The sequence below is a fragment of the Colwellia sp. BRX8-5 genome (assembly GCF_014077325.1).
Classification (GTDB): Bacteria; Pseudomonadota; Gammaproteobacteria; order Enterobacterales; family Alteromonadaceae; genus Colwellia_A.
The window spans coordinates 38,210-63,905 of the sequence record NZ_JACGVR010000002.1; the positions used below are offsets into that span (position 1 = coordinate 38,210).

General features: G+C 37.8%; 26 protein-coding genes. 5 read left to right on the forward strand and 21 right to left on the reverse strand.

The features are described 5' to 3' along the window. Window positions 1–18: 18 nt before the first annotated feature. The 10 genes from H4J62_RS01720 to H4J62_RS01765 form a co-directional block, all read right to left on the reverse strand. On the reverse strand, window positions 19–552 hold the full coding sequence (locus H4J62_RS01720; RefSeq protein WP_182215548.1) for a hypothetical protein: 534 nt from the start codon (window positions 550–552) through the stop codon (window positions 19–21). Between the two features lie 139 nt (window positions 553–691). Continuing rightward, window positions 692–1,927, reverse strand: a complete 1,236-nt coding sequence (locus H4J62_RS01725; RefSeq protein WP_182215549.1) for a type II secretion system F family protein — start codon at window positions 1,925–1,927, stop codon at window positions 692–694. Between the two features lie 14 nt (window positions 1,928–1,941). Continuing rightward, the gene (locus H4J62_RS01730; RefSeq protein WP_182215551.1) at window positions 1,942–3,657 is read right to left on the reverse strand and encodes a GspE/PulE family protein; all 1,716 of its coding nucleotides are present in this window, start codon (window positions 3,655–3,657) and stop codon (window positions 1,942–1,944) included. A 2-nt stretch (window positions 3,658–3,659) separates the two neighbouring features. Beyond that, on the reverse strand, window positions 3,660–4,814 hold the full coding sequence (locus tag H4J62_RS01735) for a lipopolysaccharide assembly protein LapB (protein WP_182215553.1): 1,155 nt from the start codon (window positions 4,812–4,814) through the stop codon (window positions 3,660–3,662). Further along, window positions 4,811–5,719 carry an ExeA family protein gene (locus tag H4J62_RS01740; RefSeq protein ID WP_182215554.1) on the reverse strand — a complete coding sequence of 303 codons (909 nt, stop codon included), beginning with the start codon at window positions 5,717–5,719 and terminating at the stop codon, window positions 4,811–4,813. Before H4J62_RS01740 ends, H4J62_RS01735 begins: the two co-directional genes overlap by 4 nt. 12 nt (window positions 5,720–5,731) lie before the next feature. Then, a complete protein-coding gene (gene mshL, locus H4J62_RS01745; protein WP_182215556.1) occupies window positions 5,732–7,441 on the reverse strand; it encodes a pilus (MSHA type) biogenesis protein MshL in 1,710 nt (569 codons plus the stop codon). Between the two features lie 14 nt (window positions 7,442–7,455). Then, on the reverse strand, window positions 7,456–7,797 hold the full coding sequence (locus tag H4J62_RS01750) for a hypothetical protein (protein WP_182215557.1): 342 nt from the start codon (window positions 7,795–7,797) through the stop codon (window positions 7,456–7,458). Beyond that, window positions 7,790–8,488, reverse strand: a complete 699-nt coding sequence (locus H4J62_RS01755; protein ID WP_182215559.1) for a hypothetical protein — start codon at window positions 8,486–8,488, stop codon at window positions 7,790–7,792. Before H4J62_RS01755 ends, H4J62_RS01750 begins: the two co-directional genes overlap by 8 nt. Further along, the gene (locus tag H4J62_RS01760) at window positions 8,481–9,086 is read right to left on the reverse strand and encodes a PilN domain-containing protein (RefSeq protein ID WP_182215561.1); all 606 of its coding nucleotides are present in this window, start codon (window positions 9,084–9,086) and stop codon (window positions 8,481–8,483) included. Before H4J62_RS01760 ends, H4J62_RS01755 begins: the two co-directional genes overlap by 8 nt. Then, window positions 9,086–9,991: an MSHA biogenesis protein MshI gene (locus tag H4J62_RS01765; RefSeq protein ID WP_182215563.1), complete on the reverse strand. Its 906-nt coding sequence runs from the start codon at window positions 9,989–9,991 to the stop codon at window positions 9,086–9,088. Before H4J62_RS01765 ends, H4J62_RS01760 begins: the two co-directional genes overlap by 1 nt. A gap of 115 nt (window positions 9,992–10,106) precedes the next feature. Here H4J62_RS01765 and H4J62_RS01770 point away from each other — a divergent pair, with 115 nt between their 5' ends. Continuing rightward, the gene (locus H4J62_RS01770; protein WP_182215565.1) at window positions 10,107–11,036 is read left to right on the forward strand and encodes a 1-aminocyclopropane-1-carboxylate deaminase/D-cysteine desulfhydrase; all 930 of its coding nucleotides are present in this window, start codon (window positions 10,107–10,109) and stop codon (window positions 11,034–11,036) included. Between the two features lie 140 nt (window positions 11,037–11,176). Here H4J62_RS01770 and rplI read toward each other — a convergent pair whose 3' ends face one another. The 7 genes from rplI to H4J62_RS01805 all read right to left on the reverse strand — a co-directional run bounded on the left by rplI (window position 11,177) and on the right by H4J62_RS01805 (window position 17,071). Then, complete coding sequence (rplI, locus tag H4J62_RS01775; RefSeq protein WP_182175428.1) at window positions 11,177–11,629, reverse strand: 50S ribosomal protein L9; 453 nt, start codon at window positions 11,627–11,629, stop codon at window positions 11,177–11,179. A gap of 20 nt (window positions 11,630–11,649) precedes the next feature. Beyond that, entirely contained in the window at window positions 11,650–11,877 is a 228-nt protein-coding gene (rpsR, locus tag H4J62_RS01780; protein WP_070375547.1) for a 30S ribosomal protein S18, read from the reverse strand. 58 nt (window positions 11,878–11,935) lie between these two features. Beyond that, the gene (priB, locus tag H4J62_RS01785; protein WP_070375546.1) at window positions 11,936–12,256 is read right to left on the reverse strand and encodes a primosomal replication protein N; all 321 of its coding nucleotides are present in this window, start codon (window positions 12,254–12,256) and stop codon (window positions 11,936–11,938) included. A gap of 7 nt (window positions 12,257–12,263) precedes the next feature. Then, the gene (rpsF, locus tag H4J62_RS01790; protein ID WP_070375545.1) at window positions 12,264–12,683 is read right to left on the reverse strand and encodes a 30S ribosomal protein S6; all 420 of its coding nucleotides are present in this window, start codon (window positions 12,681–12,683) and stop codon (window positions 12,264–12,266) included. 243 nt (window positions 12,684–12,926) lie between these two features. Beyond that, a complete protein-coding gene (rlmB, locus tag H4J62_RS01795; RefSeq protein ID WP_070375544.1) occupies window positions 12,927–13,679 on the reverse strand; it encodes a 23S rRNA (guanosine(2251)-2'-O)-methyltransferase RlmB in 753 nt (250 codons plus the stop codon). A 93-nt stretch (window positions 13,680–13,772) separates the two neighbouring features. Further along, window positions 13,773–16,160, reverse strand: a complete 2,388-nt coding sequence (gene rnr, locus H4J62_RS01800) for a ribonuclease R (RefSeq protein WP_404842397.1) — start codon at window positions 16,158–16,160, stop codon at window positions 13,773–13,775. Between the two features lie 293 nt (window positions 16,161–16,453). After that, window positions 16,454–17,071 (reverse strand): tetratricopeptide repeat protein, encoded by a 618-nt coding sequence (locus H4J62_RS01805; protein WP_182215566.1) that lies wholly within the window; start codon window positions 17,069–17,071, stop codon window positions 16,454–16,456. Window positions 17,072–17,355: 284 nt separating this feature from the next. Between H4J62_RS01805 and H4J62_RS01810 the strand changes: the two genes are divergently transcribed. Further along, window positions 17,356–18,378 (forward strand): DUF484 family protein, encoded by a 1,023-nt coding sequence (locus H4J62_RS01810; RefSeq protein WP_182215568.1) that lies wholly within the window; start codon window positions 17,356–17,358, stop codon window positions 18,376–18,378. A 14-nt stretch (window positions 18,379–18,392) separates the two neighbouring features. Continuing rightward, window positions 18,393–19,583, forward strand: a complete 1,191-nt coding sequence (locus H4J62_RS01815) for an HD-GYP domain-containing protein (protein WP_182215569.1) — start codon at window positions 18,393–18,395, stop codon at window positions 19,581–19,583. Between the two features lie 5 nt (window positions 19,584–19,588). Here the strand turns inward: H4J62_RS01815 and H4J62_RS01820 are convergent, their stop codons facing one another. Further along, window positions 19,589–21,211, reverse strand: coding sequence for a methyl-accepting chemotaxis protein (locus tag H4J62_RS01820; RefSeq protein WP_182215571.1), 1,623 nt, complete (start codon window positions 21,209–21,211; stop codon window positions 19,589–19,591). Between the two features lie 643 nt (window positions 21,212–21,854). Continuing rightward, window positions 21,855–23,264, reverse strand: a complete 1,410-nt coding sequence (locus H4J62_RS01825) for a M20/M25/M40 family metallo-hydrolase (protein WP_220470080.1) — start codon at window positions 23,262–23,264, stop codon at window positions 21,855–21,857. A 207-nt stretch (window positions 23,265–23,471) separates the two neighbouring features. On the opposite strand from H4J62_RS01825, the gene H4J62_RS01830 reads away from it, so the two are divergent. Beyond that, entirely contained in the window at window positions 23,472–23,726 is a 255-nt protein-coding gene (locus H4J62_RS01830; protein ID WP_182215573.1) for a hypothetical protein, read from the forward strand. Window positions 23,727–23,818: 92 nt separating this feature from the next. Beyond that, window positions 23,819–24,136: a hypothetical protein gene (locus H4J62_RS01835; protein WP_182215574.1), complete on the forward strand. Its 318-nt coding sequence runs from the start codon at window positions 23,819–23,821 to the stop codon at window positions 24,134–24,136. 43 nt (window positions 24,137–24,179) lie between these two features. On the opposite strand, the gene erpA is transcribed toward H4J62_RS01835, so the two are convergent. Further along, entirely contained in the window at window positions 24,180–24,521 is a 342-nt protein-coding gene (gene erpA / locus H4J62_RS01840; protein ID WP_070375537.1) for an iron-sulfur cluster insertion protein ErpA, read from the reverse strand. Between the two features lie 201 nt (window positions 24,522–24,722). Beyond that, window positions 24,723–25,532 carry a PEP-CTERM sorting domain-containing protein gene (locus tag H4J62_RS01845; RefSeq protein ID WP_182215576.1) on the reverse strand — a complete coding sequence of 270 codons (810 nt, stop codon included), beginning with the start codon at window positions 25,530–25,532 and terminating at the stop codon, window positions 24,723–24,725. Window positions 25,533–25,696: the final 164 nt, after the last annotated feature.

The following is a 25,696-nucleotide window of genomic DNA, read 5'->3' on the forward strand; positions in this document are numbered from 1 at the left end:
CAAATTCAATGTTTTTTATTAATGTATTTTTATTTCAGTAACCTTACCGTTGCTTGGGTGATATTCAAAATATTCACCCGAAGGTAAGCTATATTGGCAAAGATATTTTTGTTGCTGCCCCACTTGATTAGTTTTTATATTGACTATTACTGCTGAAATAGGCTGTTTTATATAAATCATAGGTGTTGCTAACACTTGTTGCCATATTTTCTGACACTCGTTTTCATTACTTAGGTTATTTACAGTTGCTATATCAACCCAACCCAATTTGTTTACGGCAATGCGATTATTTTCGCGATCGCCATTGACTGCTGTTGCTTCTTTGATCAAGACCCAGTTGGGTTTATTATCCATAAACCATTGCGCATGAATACCTATAACTCGTGCGGAAAATGTATTGGCAACAGAATCAAAACCTACACGGGATAAATGCTGCTCTTGTTTAAAAAAATAATAGAGGAATGTCGACATAAGTAAGCCAATCATAGCGAGTATGATCAGATTTTCAGCTAACGACTTACCCTTTTTAGCACTTACCTGTTGTAATGTCATATTATAACTAATTTAGTCCATAAAAATTATTAGGCTATAAATACCTCAACGATTAAATCAACAAGCTAAATTGATCTACATTTCAAGTCATAGGCTCATTACATTGATAATAATCAAACGTAACAATGAAAGACAAACACTATTTACCTTTAAAGGCCGACATCATGTCCCACATTGGAGTAAATATACCCAGTGCAAGCACCAATACCATAGCGGCAACAATAGCGATCATTATCGGCTCAATACGAGCCGTTAACGTACTCAGTTCGTAATCAACCTCGCGTTCATAGTAATCACCGACTTCTTCTAGAAGCTCGTCTACTCGACCGGTTTCTTCGCCAACAGCCACCATTTGTAAAACGAGAGGTGTAAATAACTTACTGGCATTGGCTGAGCGCAATAAACTATCTCCACTTTCAATACCACCGCGCATGGCTAAAATTTTATCTCGCATATAAGTGTTATCTACGGCGTCTGCAACTAAGGTTAATCCTGTTGTTAAAGGAACACCGGCTTTAAGTACAATGGCAAATGTATGGGAAAATCGTGACAGAATAGACCGTTCAATCACCCCTCCGACAACCGGTAATTTTGTTTTTAGTCGGTCCCATAAATACATACCACGTTCAGTTTTTAAATAATTTTTTAGGCCAAAGAAGCCAAATACACTTCCTACAAGCAGATGAGGCCAGTAGTTTAAAAAGAAATTCGAACTGGCAATTAGCATTTTTGTAGTCACGGGTAAGTCAGCACCTAATTTTGCAAACATATTTGCAAATGTAGGGACAACAAAAATATTCAAAATGACCATAGCAATCACAATGGCGCCGAGGACAAAACTTGGATAACGTAAGGCGGTTTTTATTCGTTTACGGGTGTCTTGCTCTCGTTCAAGATAATTGGCCAGCTTTAAGAACGAACCATCTAGCTGTCCGGTATTCTCGCCAACATGGACTAACGAAACAAATAGAGGTGAGAAAAGCTTAGGGTATTTACTTAAAGCGGTTGAAAGGGTGTAGCCCCCTTCTAATTGACTACCAATATCAGTTAAAGCAACTTTTAATTTATCAGATGTACTTGATTCTGCCATACCGTTGATCGCGCGTAATATTGGCACACCCGAACGAACAAGTGCATACATTTGTCGACAAAAGACAATGAGTTCATCCAGTGATATAACAGAAAAGCCCAGTAAATCACCAATATCTATATTTGCTATATCTGTTGAACTGCTATCTTTTGATTTATTAATAGCAACGGGAATAATGCCTTGACGTGACAATTGCTCAGCAACCGTATTAGCGTTTGTTGCTTCTATTGTCCCTTTAACTTGTGAGCCGCTAGCATTTCTGCCTACGTAACTAAATATAGCCATAAGTAAGTCTACTCTTAACCCTGAACGTCAATACTATCAACTAAACGAAGTACTTCTTCTGCGCTAATAATACCCTGTTTAGCATAATTAAATGCCGCTTGTGCTATCGGTGTGAAAGTAGGATTAGCTTTTGCTAATTCAGTGAATGCTTCAGCATCATCACGTTTTAAAGCCGCCATCATCGAATCATTCATTTCTAATAATTCGAATACACCTATACGTCCTTTATAACCTGTATACTGGCATGACTGACAGCCACGACCTTTTTTATAATTGGCTGTTGTGGCTTCATCACCAGCAAGATGAGTAAGCCACATCATTTCTTGACTGTCTGGCGAATGGTCTTCAAGGCAATATTCACAGACCTTGCGCACTAAACGTTGTGCAATCACCGCGCGTAATGAACTACCAACAAGAAAACCCGCTGCGCCCATATCAATTAATCGTAAGGCACTGGTAATGGCATCATTGGTATGCAGTGTTGATAGCACTAAGTGACCTGTTAATGCGCCACGCAAACCAATTTCGACCGTTTCTTGATCTCGCATTTCGCCAACCATAATAATATCGGGATCTTGACGAAGTGCAGTACGTAACACGGTTGAAAAATTTAAATTGATTTTTGGTGCTACTTGCACCTGATTTATCCGAGGTAGACGATATTCTACTGGGTCTTCCACGGTAATAATTTTTTTACTCGCTTGGTTAAGTTCGGTTAACGCGCCATATAAAGTTGTTGTTTTACCACTACCTGTTGGCCCTGTAACTAGCACCATACCATGTGGCCGGGTAATTTGGTGACGAACACGGGCGACTAAGTCGGCAGGCATTCCAATTTTATCAAGAGACAGCAAACCTGCAGACTGGTCAAGTAATCGCATAACGACCGATTCACCATACTGTACTGGCATAGTAGACATACGCACATCAATATTATGGCCTTTAATTTGAAGATTAAAACGGCCATCTTGTGGTAAACGTTTTTCTGAAATATCTAAGCCAGCCATTAGTTTCAATCGTAAAACCATAGCTGAGGCAATTTTATTTTCTTTTAATATATTTTCTTGTAATACGCCATCTATTCGCTGACGAATGCGCAATAGATTTTCATCTGGCTCAATATGGATATCAGAGGCACGCATCTGCACCGCATCTTCAAAGACCGATTGTAATAATTTACCAACCGTTGCATCACCGCTGTCATCTGAAAATGTTGATGATAAATCGAAATCAGTGGTTTGTTCATACTCTTCTTCTAACTGACTGGCGAATGATTCAATATCTGCTGTGCGTCGATACAAGCCATCAAATGCTTGATAAAGCTGTGATTCCATGACTACAGCAAGGTTTATTTTTTTCGGAGCAAGCATTCTTTCAAGCTGGTCTAGACCACTTAAATCAGCAGGGTCGCTCATCCCTAGCAAGACACTTTCACCTTGATCTTCAATGATTAACGCGCGTAAACGACGTGCATGAACTTCTGGTAATAATGACGCGACTTCATTGGGAATACGACGTTGGCTAATATCTAAGAAAGGCACATTAAGCTGTTGTGCTAAGAACTCTTGCAATTGACGCTCGCCGATGTGGCCAAGTTCAATTAAGGTATCCCCTAGTTTTCGTCCTGTCGCTTTCTGGCTATTCAGTGCCTGCATTAATTGTTCATTAGTAATGATATGCTCGTGTACTAATAAATCTCCTAGGCGCATTTTTAATTTAGGTGCTGCCATAATTATTCTCCCAACTCGATAATACGCTGACGGGCAAAATTCTCAGCGCTTGCAGATAACCCTGTTTTAGTTAATGCGTTTTGATACGCCGTACTTGCTTGCTTAAATTCACTATTACTGTCCAAAGCGACGCCTAAGCCTAACCACCATCGCCCCGAAGTAGGTTCGATATTAACTAAAATTTGGTAGGCTTGTGCAGAAAATGTGAATTCCTTAAGTTGCTGCGCTGTTGTTGCGCGTAAACTCTGATATTCGACATTAATAACATCATTGACATTCGGCATATTATTTAAAGTGGCGAATGCTTGTTGTTGTCTGTTTTGCTGTAAATAAATTCGAGCTTGCATTACCCGAAATTCGCTATCATCAGGGGATAAGTTAATGCCTTGAGAAAGTAAGTTTAACGCAGCAGCATAAGATTGACGCCCAAACCATAAAGCCGCTAAATGTTTTCTCGCTGTTTTATGTGTTGGCAGAACTAATAATACATCTTCGAACATAGTCTCTGCTTTAGAAATATCATTGTTGGCAAGCGCTTGCTCAGCACGTTTTAATTTTTGCTCAGCAAGTTGATAAGGCGTTAGTGCTTTTCGAGATATTGTTAATGTTGATTTTTTCGCTACTGGCGCCAAAGAGTCAATTGACGCTTGTTGAATATTTGAGTCATTCACTAAGCCACTATTTTTTGTCTCTGGTGCATCAATCTTACTGGGCGCTTCTTCGGTTGTAATATTCTGAGACAGAGTTTCAGCTAAATTAGCTTGGTTTAAGTCAACTTGAATTAGCTGTTCTCTTTTCAAATTATTATTCAAACTAGCCTGTTTAGATGCTACAACGCTATTTTGGGTCATGTTTACTGGTTCAGTGCTGTTCGGTGGTTGCGCTAAGTGTTCACTTATTACGACTTGATCTGGCTCGGCTTTTTTCCCAACTCGATTAATTTCTGAAGAATTAGACATTTTTAATGTTTGGTTTTCAACATACATTTGCCAAACAAAAATACCGCAAATGTTTAATAAAATAATGACCAGTAAACTGATAAAAACAGTTTTTTTATTTAAGGACGCTGAAGAAACAGGTACGGTAAAATCACTCGAACCTTGTTGTTCAGCTTTACGCTGATCTAAATCTTTTAACATCTGGTTAATTACGCTCAAGCTATCACTCCATAATTTTTTAAAACATAGACGATTAAGATGGCTGAAATGATCAGACCCGTAATACTTAAATAGCCTTTAACATTGCTCGCTTGAGTTGTTGCTTCGGTATCTTCTATCGCTACAGATAAATGCTTGTTCGTTATCTGATATTGACCTTGGCCATAACTTAACATCAACATTTTATGACATAACACATTAACTAAACGTGGGATCCCTAAACTAACTTTCGCCACCTTCTTCGATATGGCGGCACTAAATAAAGAAGCACCTTTATAGCCAGCAACTTGCATACGATGTTGAATATAACGTTGAACTTCTGGCGCTGTCATCGCACGTAATTTATAAGAAAAAGTGATACGTTGCTTTAACTGCCTAAATCTTTTCGTCGCTAAGCGCTCATCTAATTCTGGCTGTGCGAACAGCACAACTTGCAAAAGTTTACGTGTTTCAGTTTCCAAATTAGTAAATAAGCGTAAAGCCTCAAGGCTTTCTTCTGGTAAAGCTTGTGCTTCATCAAGTATAAGCACTACCGAATGACCGGCTAAATGAAGTTCTAATAATCGCTGTTGAATACGTTGAGTAAGCAATTGCACTGACATTCGCTGTGCTTGTTTGATACCTAATTCAACCGCCACCGCTCGTCGTAATTCATCAGGTTTTAAATAAGGGTTAGGAATATAAGCGGTTACAAAATGTTCGGGTATTTCATTAAGCAGTTTACGGCAAAGTAGGGTTTTACCCGTACCGACTTCACCGATAACTTTTATAAAGCCTTCACCTGTTTTTAGCGCGGTTAGTAAGACAGCTAACGCTTCGTTATGCGGCTCTAACCCTACATAAAATGCAGTATTTGGTGTTAATGTAAACGGAAGTTCCGTTAAACCAAAGTGGTAAAGGTACATAGATTTTAGCTATTATTCATTGTCGCTAGAATCATCAGACCTACCTTTTTCACTTTGAGAAAAATCATTTTCCTCAGGAAACCATTGTTTCAATAATGAGCGAGCATCTTGTAATTGATTTTTCCAAGTATCCTGGCCAATAACAATCGGCTTTAACATGATCACCAGTTCTTTTTTCTGGGTAGTTTCACTTTTACTTTTAAATAACTCTCCCATAAATGGAATATCGCCCAAAAAAGGTGTTTTTGAATCTAACATCACTTTACGTGTTTCTATTAACCCACCAATCACCACTATTTCACCTGATTTAGCACGAATAATAGTATCGGACTCACGCACGCTACTTTGTGCAAGTGGTAAAATTATTTCTTCACTGCCAAGTTTAATAACTTTAGTCTGCTCATCAGTTGAAGTAACTGAAGGATGAACATGAAGAATAACCTCACCATTACCATCTATTTGAGGGGTAACATCCAAAGCAATCCCTGAGAAAAAAGGGGTTAGGTTAATTTCAGGTGTAGTAGTAGTTGACGTACCGGTAGTCGTCGTACTTGAAACCTCAGTAACATAATATTCATCACCACCGACTTTAATTACCGCTTTTTGATTATTGGTAGCGGTAATTCTTGGGCTTGACAATACTTGAACATTTCCTTGGGTAGAGAGTAAATCTATAACGCCTGAAAAATCGTTATTGTTAATGGTAAGGTTACTTGTGCCACCAATAGTATTTGAAATAACATTGCCAGCGATGGAACCAGACGTTGAAAAAGCTAAGTTAGTGCTACCAATACTGCCTAAAATTTGATCCCATTTAACACCTTGCTGATAATCATCGTTGAGCGTAACTTCCATAATCTTAGCTTCAATAATGACTTGGCGACGTAAATGAGTTTCTGTATCGTTAATAAAACTCTTAATGACTTTTATTTCATCTGGAAAAGCTCGAACAGTCACTAAGCCTGCTTGCGGAGAAACAAAAACTGAACGGCCTTCTTCAGAACCTACCAATACCGTTAGCGTTTCTTTTAATTCAGCCCAGAAGTCAGATGTGGTCTCAGTATAAATATTAATACCGCTACTTCCTTGCTGACTATTTTGGTTGTTTCCACCACCTGAATTACCAGAATTGTTTGAATTACCGTTTGAACTGTTATTTGAGTTATTACCACTACCTTGGTCATTTTCTGACACGCCACCAGAATTAATACTAGTACTCGACATGCCTGAGCGTTTAACAAACAAATAATTTAGTGGAATAGTTTCAGTGCGAATACCGGCTGGGTAAACTTGTACTATTTTGCCACTACGTCTAATTTCATAGCCATAAACCTCTTCAACAACATCAAGCACTTCATTGAGCGTACTGCTTTTCAAGTTCAAGGTAATCGTACCGCTTACGTCGGGATGTACAACAACGCTGTACGCTGACTCGTCGACTAAGGCTGCGAAAAACTCTTGTGCGCTAACATCGCTAGCGGCAATTTCTAAGCGTTTTTCTGCCAATAAACCCTCTCGAGCTTGGCTAACATTACGTTGCATTAATTCTTGCTGAATAGCACTTGGCACTTGTTGCAATGCTTTAGGCGCAGGTTTACTCGATTCTTCAATCGCTTTGTCTAGTGCATTAATCATTTCAGTTGGTTTATCTGGCGCCGTTTGACAACCAAACAAAGTTAACAGTAAGGTGAAACAATAAAATTTTCTTTGAGTGTTTTTCATTTGATCATATCTTTTCATTTTGATTTAACCACGACACTAGAAAAAACACTGAGCTTTAAGCGTTTTTCTGCTGAACGTAAGACCACGCTGGTATTGTTCACAGCTACTAATTCATACTGGCGAATAAAATCACCTATTTTTAACACTTGGCCATTAATAACAGCAGTGTGTACTTCTACACCATGAATAATACTTTCTAATATTAATTCTGCTTTCGGTGTCGTTTGAGCTTTGCTCATTGATGAAAAATCAGTACCTGAAAGCGGTTTAGTTGGGTCAACATCTTGAGCGTTAACCACAATAGAAGTCAGCAAAATTATAAAAAAAATACTGTTGAAAGTTAAGATTTTAAACACCTATAAACTCCCGTTTAGTACTTAAGCTGTACATTTCTATTTCTAACTCACTCACTGGGTATTCTTTTAGCTGGTAAGTAAACTCTTGCCAAAAAAACTTCCAAGATAATGCTTCCAGCTGTGTTAAGTAGTCACGTAATTGAAAGTAACTACCGCTGAGTTTAATTTTTATCGCATGACGATAAAGTATCAATTCTGGCTGGTCAGAGCTAACGACAGCCGTTTTAGTGCCATCACCGGTAACCGCAGTCGCTGTACTAGCGATGTTCATCGGCTGTGCAGCAATAACTTGAAATGATTGTAAAGAAACACCTTTCTGGGTTTTTAATAACTGCATTAACGCGTAACGCATTTGAACAGGGTCTATTAAGTCTGAGGTAAGTTTTAATAAATTTACATCAACCTTATTTAATTTATCTTTATATTGTGAGATTTGCTTATTTAATGATTCGTTAGGATCTTTTGACAAGCCTTCTTCAAAAATTAATATAGAAGCTTTCGCTGTTCGATTGTCGTTGTTCACTTGTATAATTTGCTTATCAAGCTTAACAATCTTTAGCGCGTTATCATCAATAAAGAAGTTATGAATAATAAATATAATGGCAACTAACCCAGTTAATAACACCATATATTGTTCACGAGGAGTAATCGTTAAATATTTTTCACTATACGCTTGCCATTGTTTATTCATCGGCGCCTCCGGTCTTTGATTTAGAACTAACTAAAAATTCGGTAAGCTTTTGCTCATTTTCGTTAAGAGAAAAATTAATAAATGATTTACCTGATAAAAACTTTGATGTTTCAAATTTAGCTAACCATGCGGGTACCGCTTCTGGCGTTCGCGCCACACCAGAAAACGTTAAATCTTGATAAGTAATATTAACATGCTGCAAACTAATGTCTTTATGATGCATTAAAGACAGTTCTGTCATCGATGAGGCAAAACCTGCCACCGAAGTATGAGTGCGGTCAGTTAATTCATTCAGTAGCACACTTTTATTTTTCAAAACAATTTTCAACATTGCTAGTTCTTCAAGCACTGTTACGTCTGCCCTATTCGCTTTGAGCTTATCTTCTAGTTGAGCAAGTTGGTTATCTTGATTAGTTTTTATTTGAGAAAGCGCTACGTACTTAGCTGTCAATTCAGTTACTTGATAAAGGTTGAAAAAAGTCCAAGACAACATAAAGACGAGAGCTAAACACCAAAGCATAACAACGCGGGGTAAAGTCACCAGCACTTGTTTAGGCAATAAGTCTTGTTGTAATAAATTAATTGAATTTTTTGCCATTATTTTATTGGCTCCATATTATTCAATTTTGTTGCTCCTAAGCTTACCGCAAACTCTCGTGCATGGTTAAAACCTTCAGGCATGGTGAATAAGTTCACAGCAACATTGGTGTTTTCAGCCAATTTACGTGCAAGTAACGCCTCATTAGCCATCGGCACAATAACTTCAATACTGCGTATAGGTGCTTGTTTTAATTGACGTTCAAAATAGTCAGTTGAGCGTTGAATTTCAAGGTTTAAATTATCAACAATGCCAAACGATAACTCTTCTTCTGTTTTGGTTGCAATATGAGCAAAACCACGTAAACGACGAGAGAAGAATACTTTGCCTTGCTTAACGATCAATAAAATTATTTCTTCGTTAGGTTGCTGACATACCATTAAACAGGCATCATCTTTCACTGGCAATAAACTGGCAAAGGCGAATTCTTCGGTAGTAATCGTCTTCAATATTAGCCCATCTTGATTAAGTGGACCAATTAAGGCTAATAATTCCTTTTTAGAAGCACAAACAACGTTTATTTTGTCATTGCCACCAGAAAGTGTTGGACCGTCAAAATAATCGAGTACCATATCTTCTGGAGAATGGTTAACGAGATCTTTAATCTGCCATTTTAAAGCGGCGTTTAATTCATTATCGGGAATATTGGGTTTGTCGACTTGCAATATTTGGGTTTGTGATGAAGCCAGCACTAGATGACATTGCCCTTGCAACTGATATTTTTCTTTTTGAATTTTAATCTGTTGAGGATGCTCTGCCAATGGCGAGTTAATTTGTTGAAACTGAGATTCTCCCTGCTCTGGACAGGAAAAAAAGGCAAAAGAATGCTGATGTAAACTTACACCTAACAAGTCTTTGGACTCAACTTTGGAGAAAAAATTATTTATTTTTTTAATAAGTGACATTTATCAATATTATTATTTATAGTCAGATGTCTATAAATCATTATCCCCTATTCCATTGAAGGCGCAAGTTTTTTATCGAGTAGTTATATTTAAGTAAAGAATAACATTACCTTTTATGAAAACAGAATCTCCTTTACAGAAAATCATCCATCCTTTATTTGAGAAGCATCAACTCTCTGTTTCGATCAAACGAGACGACATTATTCATCCGATAATATCTGGCAACAAATGGCGTAAATTAAAATTTAACTTACGCCACGCCCAAGCACATAACTATATTGGTGTGATAAGTTTTGGTGGTAGTTTTTCTAATCATATTCACGCCCTCGCCTTTGCTTGCCATCAGCAGGGGTTAAAAAGTATCGGCATTATTCGTGGTGAAAAAGAATATGCGAGTAATTTCACCCTCTCGATGGCGCAACAATGGGGCATGGAACTGCACTTTGTTGACAGAAAATCCTATCGACTTCGTGAAAACAAGGAGTACTTAGATCAATTACAACTCACATACCCTGGCTATTTAATTGTGCCTGAAGGCGGCAGTAACACCTTGGCATTAGCTGGCGTTGGCGAAGTAATAACTGAATTAAATCAACAATGTGAATTTGATACTTTAGTAACGCCTGTGGGTAGTGGTGGTACATTAGCCGGACTTATAAAAGCAGATAATAATCAGCATAATCTTTTAGGGATTGGCGTATTAAAGCAAGATGGTTACTTAACAGAACAAGTAAATAGCCTGCTCGGTGATAATCTACATTTCAGTAATTGGCAAATAATGCCAGAATTTCACCGTGGCGGTTATGCTAAATTTAGTAAAGAAGATGTGGAGAAAATATTAAGCTTTAGCCAACAAACAGGTTTCATTTTTGAACCTGTATATTCAGGAAAAATGATTTTAGCGTTATTAGACTTAATAGATCAGCAGTATTTTCCTAAAGGACATCGCCTCGTCTTATTACATACTGGTGGTTTACAAGGTATTGGCGGTTTAATTGAACGAGGTTTACTTAATGCTAACGACTGGAGTATACCTACTTTTTGATGATATTTTAGAGGGGAATTATTTTACAGTGATAATTTTCAGGTAAAAATATTTATACTATCGGAAACAATAGGCAAAAAAATACCGCTATTCTTAAAAAGAAATAACGGTATTTTATCAACGTAATTTAGCGAACTAAATTAAGCTTCAGCGATAACAACAACTTTAATGTTAGTATCAACATCGTTGTGTAAGTGAATTGCGATTTCGAATTCACCCGTTTCACGGATTGTACCTAAAGGCATACGTACTTGAGCTTTCGCTACTTCAACGCCTGCTTCAGTAATTGCATCAGCAATATCTTTAGTACCGATAGAACCGAATAATTTGCCTTCTTCACCCGCAGATGATGCGATAGTGATTTCAGCCAATTCAACGATTTTAGCAGCTTTAGCTTCAGCAGCTTTTAAAGTTGCTGCTAATGCTGTTTCAATTTCAGCACGACGTGCTTCAAAATGTTCAACGTTAGCTTCAGATGCAAAAACTGCTTTACCTTGCGGTAATAAGAAGTTACGTGCATAACCAGATTTAACTGATACCTTGTCACCAAGGCCGCCTAATTTGGCGATTTTATCAAGAAGTATTACTTCCATTTTCAAAACCCCTTTTTAGGTTACTTATGTAAATCAGTATATGGTAATAAAGCTAAGTAACGAGCACGCTTGATCGCACGACCAAGTTGACGTTGATATTTAGCGGCAGTACCAGTAATACGGCTAGGAACGATTTTACCACTTTCAGTGATATAGTTTTTCAGTGTAGCAATATCTTTATAATCGATAGAGGTAGCACCTTCCGCTGTGAAGCGGCAGAACTTACGACGTCTAAAAAAACGAGACATGGATTTCTCCTAAATATGGTGTCTTTATTGGGTAGATTAACCAACCAAAAAAACCACCTTAATTAATCATTTCAATATGTTGAGCATGTAAGACAAGAAGTGGGTTACCATTTCTTGATTCATGACGGTTTATAAAACCAGTCACTTTGAGCTTACTGCCCGCAATTAAATCACGAGTTAAGTTTTGTGACAGCTCACCTGTTGCGACAACCTGTATCCGGACAAATGCTTGTCGGTTCATGCCAGCTTCATTTTGTATGGACTTATGGTCCATTGAAAACTGACAATGCTGAATACCTGCAGGGCTTGTTGATTTTTTCGGTGGTTTTACCACTTCACCTACCAACACAAGGCAATTCTCATAAAGAGAGTTTGTCACGAGTTACTTATTCGCTCGCAGCTTCTTCTGTAGTTTCAGTAGCAACTGGTGCTTCTGTAACAGCTGGAGCATCTTTCTTAACTTCGCGGCGATCGTCGCGACGTTCTTCTTTAGCAGCAGCCATTGCTGACGCTTCTGTTACTGCGTCTTTAGTACGCATGATCATGTTACGAATAACAACATCATTGTAACGGAAAGCTGTTTCAAGCTCATCAATAACTGCTTGTGGCGCTTCAATGTTTAATAAAACATAGTGTGCTTTGTGCAATTTATTGATTGGGTATGCTAATTGGCGACGGCCCCAGTCTTCAAGACGGTGGACTTTGCCTTCAGCAGCATTGATCAAGTCTGTATAGCGCTGGATCATGCCAGGTACTTGTTCACTCTGATCAGGGTGAACCATAAATACGATTTCGTAATGACGCATTACGAGCTCCTTACGGTTGTAGCCTCATTAGCTGGCTCAGCCAAACACCAGAAAGAGGCAAGGAACAAAAAGTTCGGGCTGAATTAAGGTCGCGAAGTGTAGTAAATATAAGCAGCGAAGGCAAGATAAATATAAGGATACAGGGCAATAAACAAAAAAATCACCAAGAAAATGACTTCTTTGATGATTTTATTGAGGTTTAAAGCTGTGGAGCAACTTAACTACCATAAATGTAGGTAAGCATTAACGGCGTTGGCGTACTATTTCAAACAAACAAATGCCGGTAGCAACAGAAACATTTAAACTTGAAACACTGCCAGCCATAGGTAATTTAACTAATTGATCACAGTTTTCACGGGTTAATCGACGCATACCTTTGCCTTCTGCGCCCATCACTAATGCCATTGGGCCAGCTAATTTCTCATCGTACAAACAATGATCCGTTTCTCCTGCTGTACCAATAATCCAAACACCATTGTCTTGCAACTGTTTCATCGTACGTACTAAATTTGTCACTTGTACCAATGGCACGGTTTCAGCTGCACCAACAGCAACCTTACGCACTGTTGCTGTTAAGCGGGCCGCATTATCTTTTGGAACAATAATAGCCTGTACACCGGCCGCATCTGCATTTCTAAGACACGCACCAAGATTATGAGGATCGGTGACACCATCAAGAATTAATAAAAAGGGTGTTTCATCTTTTTGTTTGGCTTGGGCTAGAATATCAACGAGATCATTTTCGGTGTAAGTTTTTCCTTGAGTAATACGTGCTAAGACGCCTTGATGCTGTTCGCCATCACTTTTTTCATCAAGGACCTTACGGCTAACAAGCTGGGTGGATATGTCATACTTTTTTGACAAATTAATGATCGTCATTAACCGTTCATCTTCACGACCTTTTAATAAAAAAAGCTCAATAAAGCGTTCTGGAGCACGTTTAATTAATTCATTAACAGCATGAATGCCAAATACTAATTCGTCTTGTTTTGCCATGTTATTCTCTTTTCAACTTCTTCTTTAATTACTCTATATCGAGCTTCATTACGTATCGGTCGAACGTTAATCGTTACGACTTTTTAACCGATATTACTCAGCCGTTTTACGAGCATTTTTACCTGGACGTTTTTTTCGTGCGGTACGCTTTTTAGCTTTTGATTTTTCTGTTTTCTTGTCTTTTGGCTTTTTAGGCGCTCCTTTGTCGCTAGTTCCCTTGGGCCTATTAAAGCCCTGATCGGCGTTTTTTCTCAGCCCTGTACTTTTAGCTTTCGATTTACCATCAGGTTTACCACTACTTTTCGGGGCTTGTTCACCCGACAAAACGAGATCTATTTTTTTCTCATCTAAGTTTACTGCGGCAACATTAACTTCTAAAACATCACCAATACGATATTTAGTGCCCGAACGTTCACCGCTCAAACACATGCGAACATCATCAAAGTGATAATAGTCATGCCCTAAAGAGGTTATATGAATTAAGCCTTCGATATGTAAATCGGTTAAGCGTACAAATAGACCAAAATTAGTAACGGTTGAAATAACACCGGTGAAAGTATCACCAACGTGATCTTGCATAAATTCACATTTCAACCAATCAGCAACATCACGAGTCGCATCATCTGCACGACGTTCGGTCATTGAACAATGCTCTCCTAGTTCAATAACTTCTTCAGGTGAGTATTGGTAAAATCCGGCGTTCGCTTCATTACTTTCGTTAGCGCTTTGTGCTTGCTTTGCCAGAATCGCTTTAATCACTCGATGAATAACTAGATCTGGATAACGACGAATTGGCGAAGTAAAATGACTATAAGACTCGAGTGCTAAACCAAAGTGTCCTAAATTTTCACTTTGATAAACTGCTTGGCGCATAGAGCGCAGCAACATGGTTTGGATCAACTCTTGGTCCGGACGACCTTGAACATGGTTTAAAATATTAGCGTAATCAGCAGGTTCAGGTTGCTCTCGCGTTGGCAAGGATATGCCAAGCTCAGTTAAATAACTGACAAAGTTTTTATACTTATCTTCACTCGGTTTGTCATGAACACGGAATAAGCCCGGCATTTGGTGTTTTTCTACAAATTTTGCCGTTGCCACATTCGCTAAAACCATACATTCTTCAATGATTTTATGCGCATCGTTACGAATAAGTGGCACAATCGATTCTATTTTACGATCACTATTAAACAAAAATAGAGACTCGGAGGTTTCAAAGGCAATGGCACCACGATTAGTTCGCGAGGTCTTTAATGCTAAATACATTTGATATAAATTTTCTAAATCGCCGACTAATGGCTGATATTGTTCGCGCAACGCTGCCTTTTCGGTTGCGTCTTCACCCGATAGAATTGCTGCTACTTTACTATAAGTAAAACGAGCATGTGAGCGCATAACCGCAGAGTAGAACTTACTACCCGACAACTCACCTGACGCACTGATAGTCATTTCACAAACCATACATAAACGGTCAACATCAGGGTTTAATGAACATAAACCGTTAGATAGTTTTTCCGGTAACATAGGAATAACTTGGCTCGGGAAATACACCGAATTACCACGAGATATAGCTTCATCATCAAGCGCTGTACCATTACGTACGTAGTAACTTACGTCGGCTATAGCCACCCATAAACGCCAGCCACCGGATTCTTCAGGCTGACAGTAAACAGCATCATCAAAATCTCTGGCGTCTTCGCCATCTATAGTAACTAGCGGTAAGTCACGTAAATCAACTCGTGAAATTTTTGCTTCGTCTTCGACTTCGTCTGCTATTGTTGCAACTTCTTCAATAACGCTAGAAGACCATTCGTGCGGTAAATCATGCTCACGTAGAGCAATGTCAATTTCCATGCCTGGTGCTAAATGGTCACCTAAGACTTCAATCACTTCACCTACGGCATTATTGCGTTTTGATGGGCGATGCAGAACATTGACCACCACCATTTGTCCGTGGCGTGCACCAAGCTTGCTTTCGGGTTCAATCAAAATATCTTGCTTAATACGCGCATCGTCTGGAACAATATAAGCGATACCATGTTCAACATAGAAACGGCCAACAATACCGGCTTTACGCGGTTCAATGACTTCAATTATTTTAATTTCTTGTCGGCCTTTGCGATCGGTACGATCCACTAAAATAGCGCTAACAATATCACCATGGAATACCCGTTGCATTTCATGAGATGAAATATAAAAATCTTTGCCTGGCTTCTCACCTTTAGCAATGTCAGGTATAAAAAAGCCAAAACCATCACGATGACCGGTAACTTTACCCGTGATCAAACTATTTTTGGCAGGAATGACATATTGCTTAAGTTTATTAAAAACAAGCTGACCTGCATTTTCCATAGCACGCAAACGTCGTTTTACGCCAACATGATGCGTTTCATCATGATAATTCAAAGCTTTGCATATCGCTTTAAAATTAAGTGGCACAGCAGAGTTTTCTATTACTGATAATAGTAATTCTCGACTCGCCACTGGATTGTCGTATTTTTGTGCTTCGCGTTTTTGATGAGGATCTTTCAGGGGATAAACTCGATTAATGTGTTAATACAGCAATTATATACCTATACCCGTTACCATTCAAAGCGTTGGTTTTAAGTGGTAATTAAAAACGCTGTCGATAGACATTAATTTTATCGAATGATGATGCTTTTTTAAAATTTAATAACGCAATATAAATCGTTTAGCCCCATGTTAATTATGGGATTTACTAGCTAAAGCTATTAAGAGAGTAATGCGATAAAAAATGTCATCACATGAAAAACAGCTTAAAATTTACCTTCTTTGGCTGAATTAACAACATGCTCCGGCATTTTATTTGCCAACGCTGATAATATTTTTGCAATTTGCTGATGAATTTTTTTATCATCGGTAACTGAGTGATGAAGTTGTGTATATAACTCTGGGTAGTCTAATGGACTACCATAGCCTTGTGCATAAATATCCGCTAAACGGATCTGTGCTTTTAAATTATTTACTGCCGCGGCTTCTTTGAGATAAAACATTGCTTTTTCTACATCAACCTGCATAAATTTACCGGTATGGTAGTAACGCCCCAGTTGTTCAAGTGCCTCAGGCAAAGCTTGGTCTGCAGCATTTTTCATAAAGTGAAGTCCAAGCGGCACATCTTTTTTAACACAGACACCATACGCTAGCATATCCCCCCAAAGAAATTGGTACGAAGGGTATTCTGATTTAGTGGCTCGTGCTTCAATGTCTTGTACAAGCTGACATTCGTCGAGCACAACTTGCCCCAAATGTTTATTCTCTTTAATCAAACCCAAAAGCTGGTTATCTGTATAAATTTGCACTGCTTCAAGTTTTTGACCATAGCAGGTATTACTTATAAAAAATAACAACGCTAAAATTACTAATAAAAATCGCATAAATGACAATCCAAAAATTCAAAAAAATATATAAGCATTAACTTATTATCGGCTGAACATAAAAAAGGTTAAGTAATAAAGACTGACATTTTTTTGTTGCCAACATCCTCTCTTATCAACGATTAAAGATTAAGCAATATTAATACCATTATCTCAACTACCTTAGCGTTTAAAAGTGATGTTTTAGTAAATATAGCGATTAACAAAGGGGACCTGACTAAGCCCTTGCACAATAGCTCTGAAAAGAACACAATTAAAACGGTTTCATAAAACAAGAAATGATTATGTCAGAATTAGAGATTGAGCAACTAATCGCCAACTCAAAAGCTAATGAAAACATTGCACTAAAGCTATTTGAAATAGAAAAAGAAGTACTTGAAAGTAAATCTTGTGAAGAACTTATCCAACGTTTGTTGAACTCCATACAACAAAAATTTGATATCACTGAGATTACTTTACTTTTGGTTGAACCAACACCGATCAGCTATTTATTCAATGAACGATTGCAATCGAATTGGCAACAACGACATAGTAACAAAATATCTTTAGAGCAGCTAAAAGCTTTTCATCATGACAGTAAACCTTTCCTAACGAATGATTTAGATAATTTACCTGCTGTTATACCTCCTGAATTACTTATAGAAGCACAATCTATTGCGCTTATTCCCTTAATACTAGAAGGGCAACTTTTTGGTAGCCTATTGTTTTCTGATAGAGATAAAAGTCGCTTTAGTAATATACTCGGCACCTTTCATTTAGAGCAACTCGCTACTAAAGTAAGTTTGTGCTTATCCAATGTGCTCATTCGAGAGCAACTTGAATACATGGCACATTATGATCGCTTAACCGGTGTTGCCAACCGTCGTTTAATGGAAATTTTTATTGCTGAGGAGTTAGTACGACAGCAAAGGTATGGCGTTCCCTTTTCACTATTATTTGTTGATTGTGATGATTTCAAACAAGTTAATGACCGATACGGTCATGATTGTGGTGATAGAGTACTGGCTTATATAGCGACAAATTTACAAGGATTAATAAGAGAAAATGACCGCTGTTTTCGTTTCGCAGGCGATGAATTTGTTGTGGTATTGGCAAGCCAAAAATACCAAGAAGCAGAACTAGCAGCAAAACGTTTAAGCGAGTTTTTTATTAAAAACCCTATGCCTTATCAACAAGCAATTTTACCCGTTACAATAACCTGTGGGGTAGCAGCAAGTGATGGTAAACGTTCTATGGACGAACTGCTAAAAGAGGCGGATACCCATTTATATCAACTAAAGAATAATAGAAAACAGCTGCTAGTTTAACGAGTATATTATTTATGATTGTTGAAATTGAAATTTCAGGATTATTAAAAGGGCATTATGTGGTTGATATCGCCAAACAACGAGGCGCATACAGCTTAACAACCCCTGGCCATATAAAAAATATCAAGGTTATAGGTAATTTGCGTAGCAGGGGCGTCGAAAGTTTATTAATTGATACCAGCAAAACACTCACCTTCGATGCCGATAATAATATTGTTGGTCGTATAAAAGAGACGCCCTTACCAGCAAGTAATAAATCCCCCATTATCTTAGAGATAAACAAAGCGAAAAAACTCTTTAATCAATCAAAAGAGATTCAACGGCAAGTATTTTCAGATGCTCAACAAGGACGAAATATAAACCTAACACCCGTTATTGAAATAACGAATAAAACCATTGATACCGTATTTAAAAATGCGGATGCCTTAGCCTGTGTGATCAATATCAGGAAAAAAGATGAGTACTTACTCGAGCATTCAGTATCGGTTTCTGTATTAATGACGATTTTTGCGCGCTTTTTAAAAATAGACAAAAAAATAATTCAGTTACTTTCAGTTGGTGCTTTTTTACATGATGTCGGTAAAATTAATATCCCAGATAGCATTTTAAATAAACCGGGTAAGTTAACAGAAGCTGAATTTACCATTATGAAAAGCCACGTAAACCATTCGATAAAAATAATAGAGTCGACGCCGGGTATTTCCGAATTGAGTCTTGAAGTTGCTGCACTCCACCATGAGAAGCTCGACGGCACTGGCTACCCTTATAACATCCCTAAAGAAAAAATCACGAAATATGGTCGGATGATTGCCATTTGTGACATTTTTGATGCCCTAACCGCCAACCGTTGTTATAAAGAGGGTTATAGCCATATAAAAGCATTTAGTATTTTACGAAGTTTGGCGCAAAAAGAGCATTTAGATCAGCGTTTAGTCGACTTATTTATCAAGTGTATGGGTATTTATCCTGTTGGTTCATTAGTCGAATTGAGTTCCAATAAACTGGCTATTGTCGAAAGCAGAAATGATGGCGATCCAATCAATCCTAATGTGCGTTCATTCTATAATTCTCTAGATGGCCGTTACGTAATGGCTGAAGATATAAATTTATCCGACAATGAAGACTTTATTGTTCGAGGGGTAAGAGCCGATGATTTTGATCTAGATATGAACAAAATCATCGAATTTCTTTTAATGGAAGGGTAAAGGTCTTAAACCTTAAACTTCGATGTTGCCTTCTGTAATTGAATGGCATTTTTATCAACTAAATGAGCCACATTACCAATCTCTTCGATCGCCGTTTGAGTCGCTCCAAAACTGTTATACATCTGCTCTATATTATTAACAACGGTCTCAGCAACGCAAGATTGCTCTTCTGTTGCCGTAGCAATTTGGCTGTTCATTGAACTAATATGACCGATTTGTTCTTTTATATTTGTTAAAGATTTATCAACGGCAAGTGATATTTCCTCATTGGTATTTGCTTTTTCTCGCGCTAATCCCATGGTACTTACCGACTGGTCAGCCGCTGAAATGAGCTTATCTAGTAAACCACGAATCTCAGTAGTAGATAACGCTGTTCTTGAAGCTAAACTTCTAACTTCATCGGCAACTACAGCAAAGCCTCGGCCTTGCTCGCCCGCTCGAGCCGCTTCAATGGCAGCATTTAACGCTAATAAATTTGTCTGTTCGGCGATTCCATTAATAACATCAAGAATTTTATTCATGTTCTGTGAGTCTTTAGCGAGCCTATCAACCACATCAGCTGCATTACCAATTTCGTGGACTAATTCACCTGAGATAAGTAAAGAACGCTGAACATTCTCCATGCCTCGATTAACTTCTGCTTCTCCAGAACCTGCAGCATTTGCGGCTTCTGCGGCAGACTTAGCAATATCAGTAACACTAAATTGCATTTCAACCATAGATTGTTTTGTTATTTCAGCCACTTCTGCTTGGCTTTGTACATTAGCATCAACATCACGTACCTTTTCAGCCAATTGTTCAGCACTTTTGGTAAGGGGTGGCACAACATCAATGACATCTGAAACAATACCTCTTAGCAATTGAGTAAAAGCATTAAAGTTCTTAACAACACTGCCTAATTCATCCTGACTCATGACTTCAATCTGGTTGGTTAAATCACCATCACCTTCTGCCAGTTCTTTTAAAGAAGCATCAATATTTAATACTGAATGACTAATTGAACGTGCGATGACGATACTCAATAGTGACATCATAACCAAAAGTAAAATACCTACTAAAATACTTAAATCTCTTGAGTCACTAGAGTTAGCCACTGTTTCTTCAACCAAGGTATTAAATACTTTAGCCGCCTTTTCTTTTTCCTGGGCTAAGCGGTCAGTAACCTTTTGGTAAATATCTGCTTTATTATCAATACTGGTCTTTGTTGAGGCCAATTGAAAATCGATTTCTTCCTTGATAAATCCTACTGAAATATTTCGCGCGATGTCATTATACTCGTTGCTTAATGAGACCAGAGTAGAAGTATCGGAAAATGCGGGTTCAAGTGAATCAATACGCGTTAAATTACCGGTTAACACCGTAACGAACTGACTAGCTTGATCAACTAACTCTTCATCACCAAAAGAGACACTCTGGTTGTAGAGCTCATCTACACGTTGCCAAGTACTGACATTTTCACTGGTTAAGTTAACCAAATGAATCGTAGTATTTTGAATTTTTTGTAATAATATTTGGTTTTTAGAGATGGCAGTAATGTTAATAAGTAAATTAATAACAAAGCTCAAAATTGCAATCGCTAGTATTGCTAATATTTTATGAAATATAGGTAATTCTTTAAAAAACTTCATATTTATCCTAATCGTAAATGGCGTACGATGCACCGTACATTGTTAAAATACTCAAATAATAAGCCCTTCGGGCCTTCAAAAATTTTTAACTACTTTTACATTAGCATTTTCTTAAGTTGAGCTTACATGAAACTCAATGACTAGACTCCGTTCTACACAATGCTCTAAATCTGCTAGAAGTGCTTATCAAGCATACACTCCACAAGAAAGTCTGTTGTTATTCAATCGCTAGGCTAAGTTCAACTTATTATAAATCATAAGGTGATTAGCTGGATACGTTTTTAGTAATCTCATGATAAATGGCTGTAGCCACCTATTACTTTACCAGCATTAACGCGAGTAAACACCAAAGATTAATTCACCTTTTTTAATAAAACTGAAAATAAGGCACAGTGAAGGTACTATTCATTTACTCTCGTGGAGCACTTTAGAGAACTTCTTCTGTTGACTATGAGTAAGTATATTTATTAAAAGTTAAGTTTATAGTTCTAATAAAATCAAGAAAACAATAAATGTTTCTTATACTTGTACGAATAGAAGAGCAAGTGTCGTGAGCTAAATAAAAAGAATAAGGGATTATATTTACGAAGTGATGAATAATGAGTCGCGAAAAATCAGCCTTAACTTTTCACGACTCCTCATATTATTTTCTAAAGTTAATTCCTGACTGGGCTGAAAAATAAGCAAATAGGGTGTAAACCGCTGTTGCTTGCTTTAAGTCTTCAGGGTTCACCTTGTCCAAGGTATCGTTCTCTGTGTGGTGATAATCAAAGTACTTGGTACCATCAGGTGCAAAATTCATGCTTGGCATACCCGCAGCGCTCATCACACTCATATCTGATTGTGCTTGTGCATTATTATCGTTTGATAATTCAACGCCTAATGGCGCAAGATGCTTAGCAAGGTCGTTAATTGCCGTTAATGACTCTTTACCAACACCCGAAGTCATTTTATAAATTTGACCAACACCAAAGTCCCATTCAGCGCCAATGATATGATTATCCATATTTTTTTCATGGACCTCCATATATTTTTTTGCACCTAATAAACCTACTTCTTCAGCTGCAAAAAGAATGACGCGTATAGTGCGCTTTGGACGTATAGGTAATTGAGCAATATGGTGAGCAGAGGCAAGCATCATAGCAACACCCATACCATCATCTAATGCACCCGTACCGACATCCCAGCTGTCAAGGTGGGCTCCAATTGAGACAATTTCATCAGGAAATTCGCTACCGGTTATTTCACCAATGACATTGGCAGAAACAGCTGTTATCTTAGCATCTGTATGGTTGGTTAATTTTAGATAAAAGCTAACCGGTTTATTACGCTTTAATTGATTAACAAGTAAGTCTGCGTCAGGATTTGAAAGCGCAGCCGCAGGAATTTTTTTCACGCCAGCCTCATAACGCATAATGCCGGTATGAGCTATACGGTTATTGTCTGTACCTACAGAACGCATAATTAATGCTGATGCCCCTTTTTTAGCGGCTACAACTGCCCCACCCACACGCGTACCTACGGCTGGACCATAGCCGTTACCGTCGATATGCTCTTCCATTTGATAAGAAACAAATGCAATTTTTCCATCTAAACTGTTATCTGGTGCCGCGATTAAGTCAGCTAAGGTTTCAAAATGTGCAACATTTCCAATCAACCCTTCTTCACTGGTAGCAATACTGCCACCAAGAGCAATGGCGACGACCTTATGAGGATAAGGCGAGATTATTTTCGCTTGTGCTTCACCACGTTGCCAAAAAGTACCCGTGACTTCTTCTGTCCACACTTTATCAAAGCCTAAAGCGTTCATTTTAGCTTGCGCCCAAATGACAGCTTTTCTATCACCTTCTGAACCCATTAATCGATGCCCCACTTCCGTGGTTAAAGATTCTAAGACTTGATAGGACAAATTAGATTGCAGAGCGGTATTTTTTAATTGTGTCAGTTGCTTAGTTTCTGATTCAGTCAGTGTTGCCGCTGAACTTGATAAAGCTAACAAAGTACTACTGAAAACAAGCGTTTTTATTACAGATTGAAAAGGCACTTTAAGCATTATATTCCCTTTTATAGATATTATTGATTGTAGAATTAATTCAGTATCAAGAATCTTGCGCCGACATGCAAATAGGTTCGCCTTAAAAAAGTGGCAAACTATCTTTATTAAAACCATTGAGCCCTAATTAAGCGAATACTGAACTTTTAAAAGATTTATAGCTCAATACTACAGCGCTAAATATAAAGTAAACAAGGAGGATTGCATTTGAATAAATTAAGCAAAGGACTGACCTTCTCAATTATCTTGCATATAGCTGTACTGATCATTTTTACACAAGGGTTATCAACAGTTCCACTTAGCGCAGTAAAAAATAACGATTCGGTTAACCCTATTATTCAAGCTCGCCTATATTTTCCTTTACGGTTAAGGAAAAAAGCGATTCTTACTTCCAGCAAGGAACCGCTAGCCATTAAAGAAACCATGCCAACAGATGAAAAAAAAGAAGTAATGAATGGTTAGAAAAAACCAATAATAGGAAGATACAGCCTGCAAAGTTATCTAAACAGCCAATTGATAAAAACGTGTTGGAGAGTAAAACATCAAGTAAAAAAATGAGTCAAACGTCACTGGAGAAGCTTAAGCAACGTTTAGATAACCAAGCCCGTGAAAACGCTGCAAACAACAGCTTAACTAAATACCTAACCGAGAAGAGTACCGTTGGCCAATCCATCACAACGTATGATCAGTTAGCCCCAGCGAAAGCAAAAATTAAAGAGGTAGATTGTAATAGCAGTAAATTTAATAGTGCGCTAAAAGCGATGTCAACCTTGCTTGGCGGCAGTATCAGGTGTAATAGCATGCCTAATTTAAAAAACTTTTTAAATAAAAGAATGGCCGTAGCTGAAAAAAAAGCACAAAAAAGCCAGTGATATTTCGCTGGCTTTTTGTTAATCGCAATGTAACTAAAGAGAATTAGATTGAGAAAGAAGATCCACAACCACAGGTTGATGAAGCGTTTGGGTTATGTACTAAAAATCTACTACCTTCTAAACCTTCAATATAGTCAACTTCGCCGTCAACTAAATATTGTAAACTCATAGGATCAATAACCATAGTGACGCCTTTTTTCACAATAGTCATGTCACCGTCATTTACTTTTTCATCAAAAGTAAATCCATATGAAAACCCTGAGCAACCACCACCTGTTACATAAACACGTAATTTCAATTCCGGATTTTCTTCTTCTGTGATCAAAGATAATACTTTATTTGCGGCGGCATCGGAAAATTTTATTGGTAATTCGGGAGTTGACATATTGCTCTACTTACAAAGATGTTACGGGAGTGTCTCGCGTGTATTATCTTAAACTTGACTAATTTAGTCAAGTATTGTCTGAGATAGTAAAATTTATCAGCAAGAAGAAAAATTTCATCTTAAATATATACAAAAAATGCGCTATATAATTAAATATAGCGCATTAATTAAACCACTAACGGGTCAGTAGCTAACGGTCAATTAGTGAGTTATTTTTCTACGGTAAATAAGACCAAACATAGCAAGTAACATTAATACAAATGTTTGTGGCTCTGGCACTGCAATAGTATCTTTAGGAGGAGCAAAAGAAGCTACACCTTCAATAATGTCGTTAGCACAGGTCATTGCCCAGCGAAAGGCAATTTGATTAGCTGTCGCTAATGCAGTATTGGCAACATCAAACGAAAAACTAACTTTACCATAACCAACATTTCCTATTTTATAAGAACGACCGCCAACAGACCAATCTGAAGATGTAATAGTTGTACCATCATTACCAGACCGAACAGCTTGATTGTAACGGGCATTTCGATGTTCATCTGATGAAACGATTAAGTTGTTGTTAGAAAACCCTGTTCTCAAGTCACCTGTACCTGATTTATTATTACGTGAACTGCCAAGGTCATAAACATAGTTCCAGTTTGTACCCGTATTAGTATCCGTTTTAGAATATCTATCACCCGTGTTTGGCAGAGCACCGTCTGGATTCCAAGGAGATGTTCCGCTGTTATTAAGGTCTTTGTCCGCGGCCATAAACAAATCACCTAACTCAATATCATTATCGCCAATGTTATTGTAAAATGATGTGAAAATATTAACATTTAGTATTGTTCCAACTCGAGAAACCACCATCTTATCAATGTCATATCTATACTTACTACCATTAATATCGCCATCGTAACCTGCACCAATATATTTATCCATGATCGTTTCCGCCGGGATATCCACAGCAAACCCGTTAATACTTGATACTGAAAGTGCAGCGATTGCAATCCATTTTAAACATTTCATATTTTAAACCTACTTCTAAATACTGGCATAAATAACATGTGTAATAAAAACACAAGACTATGTATAAATTTTATTTACTTATTGACCCCACACAACTCAATATTCAAGCCAAGATTAAAAAGCCCTTTATTTTTAAGTGCATAGGATTATATTATTTGATATAT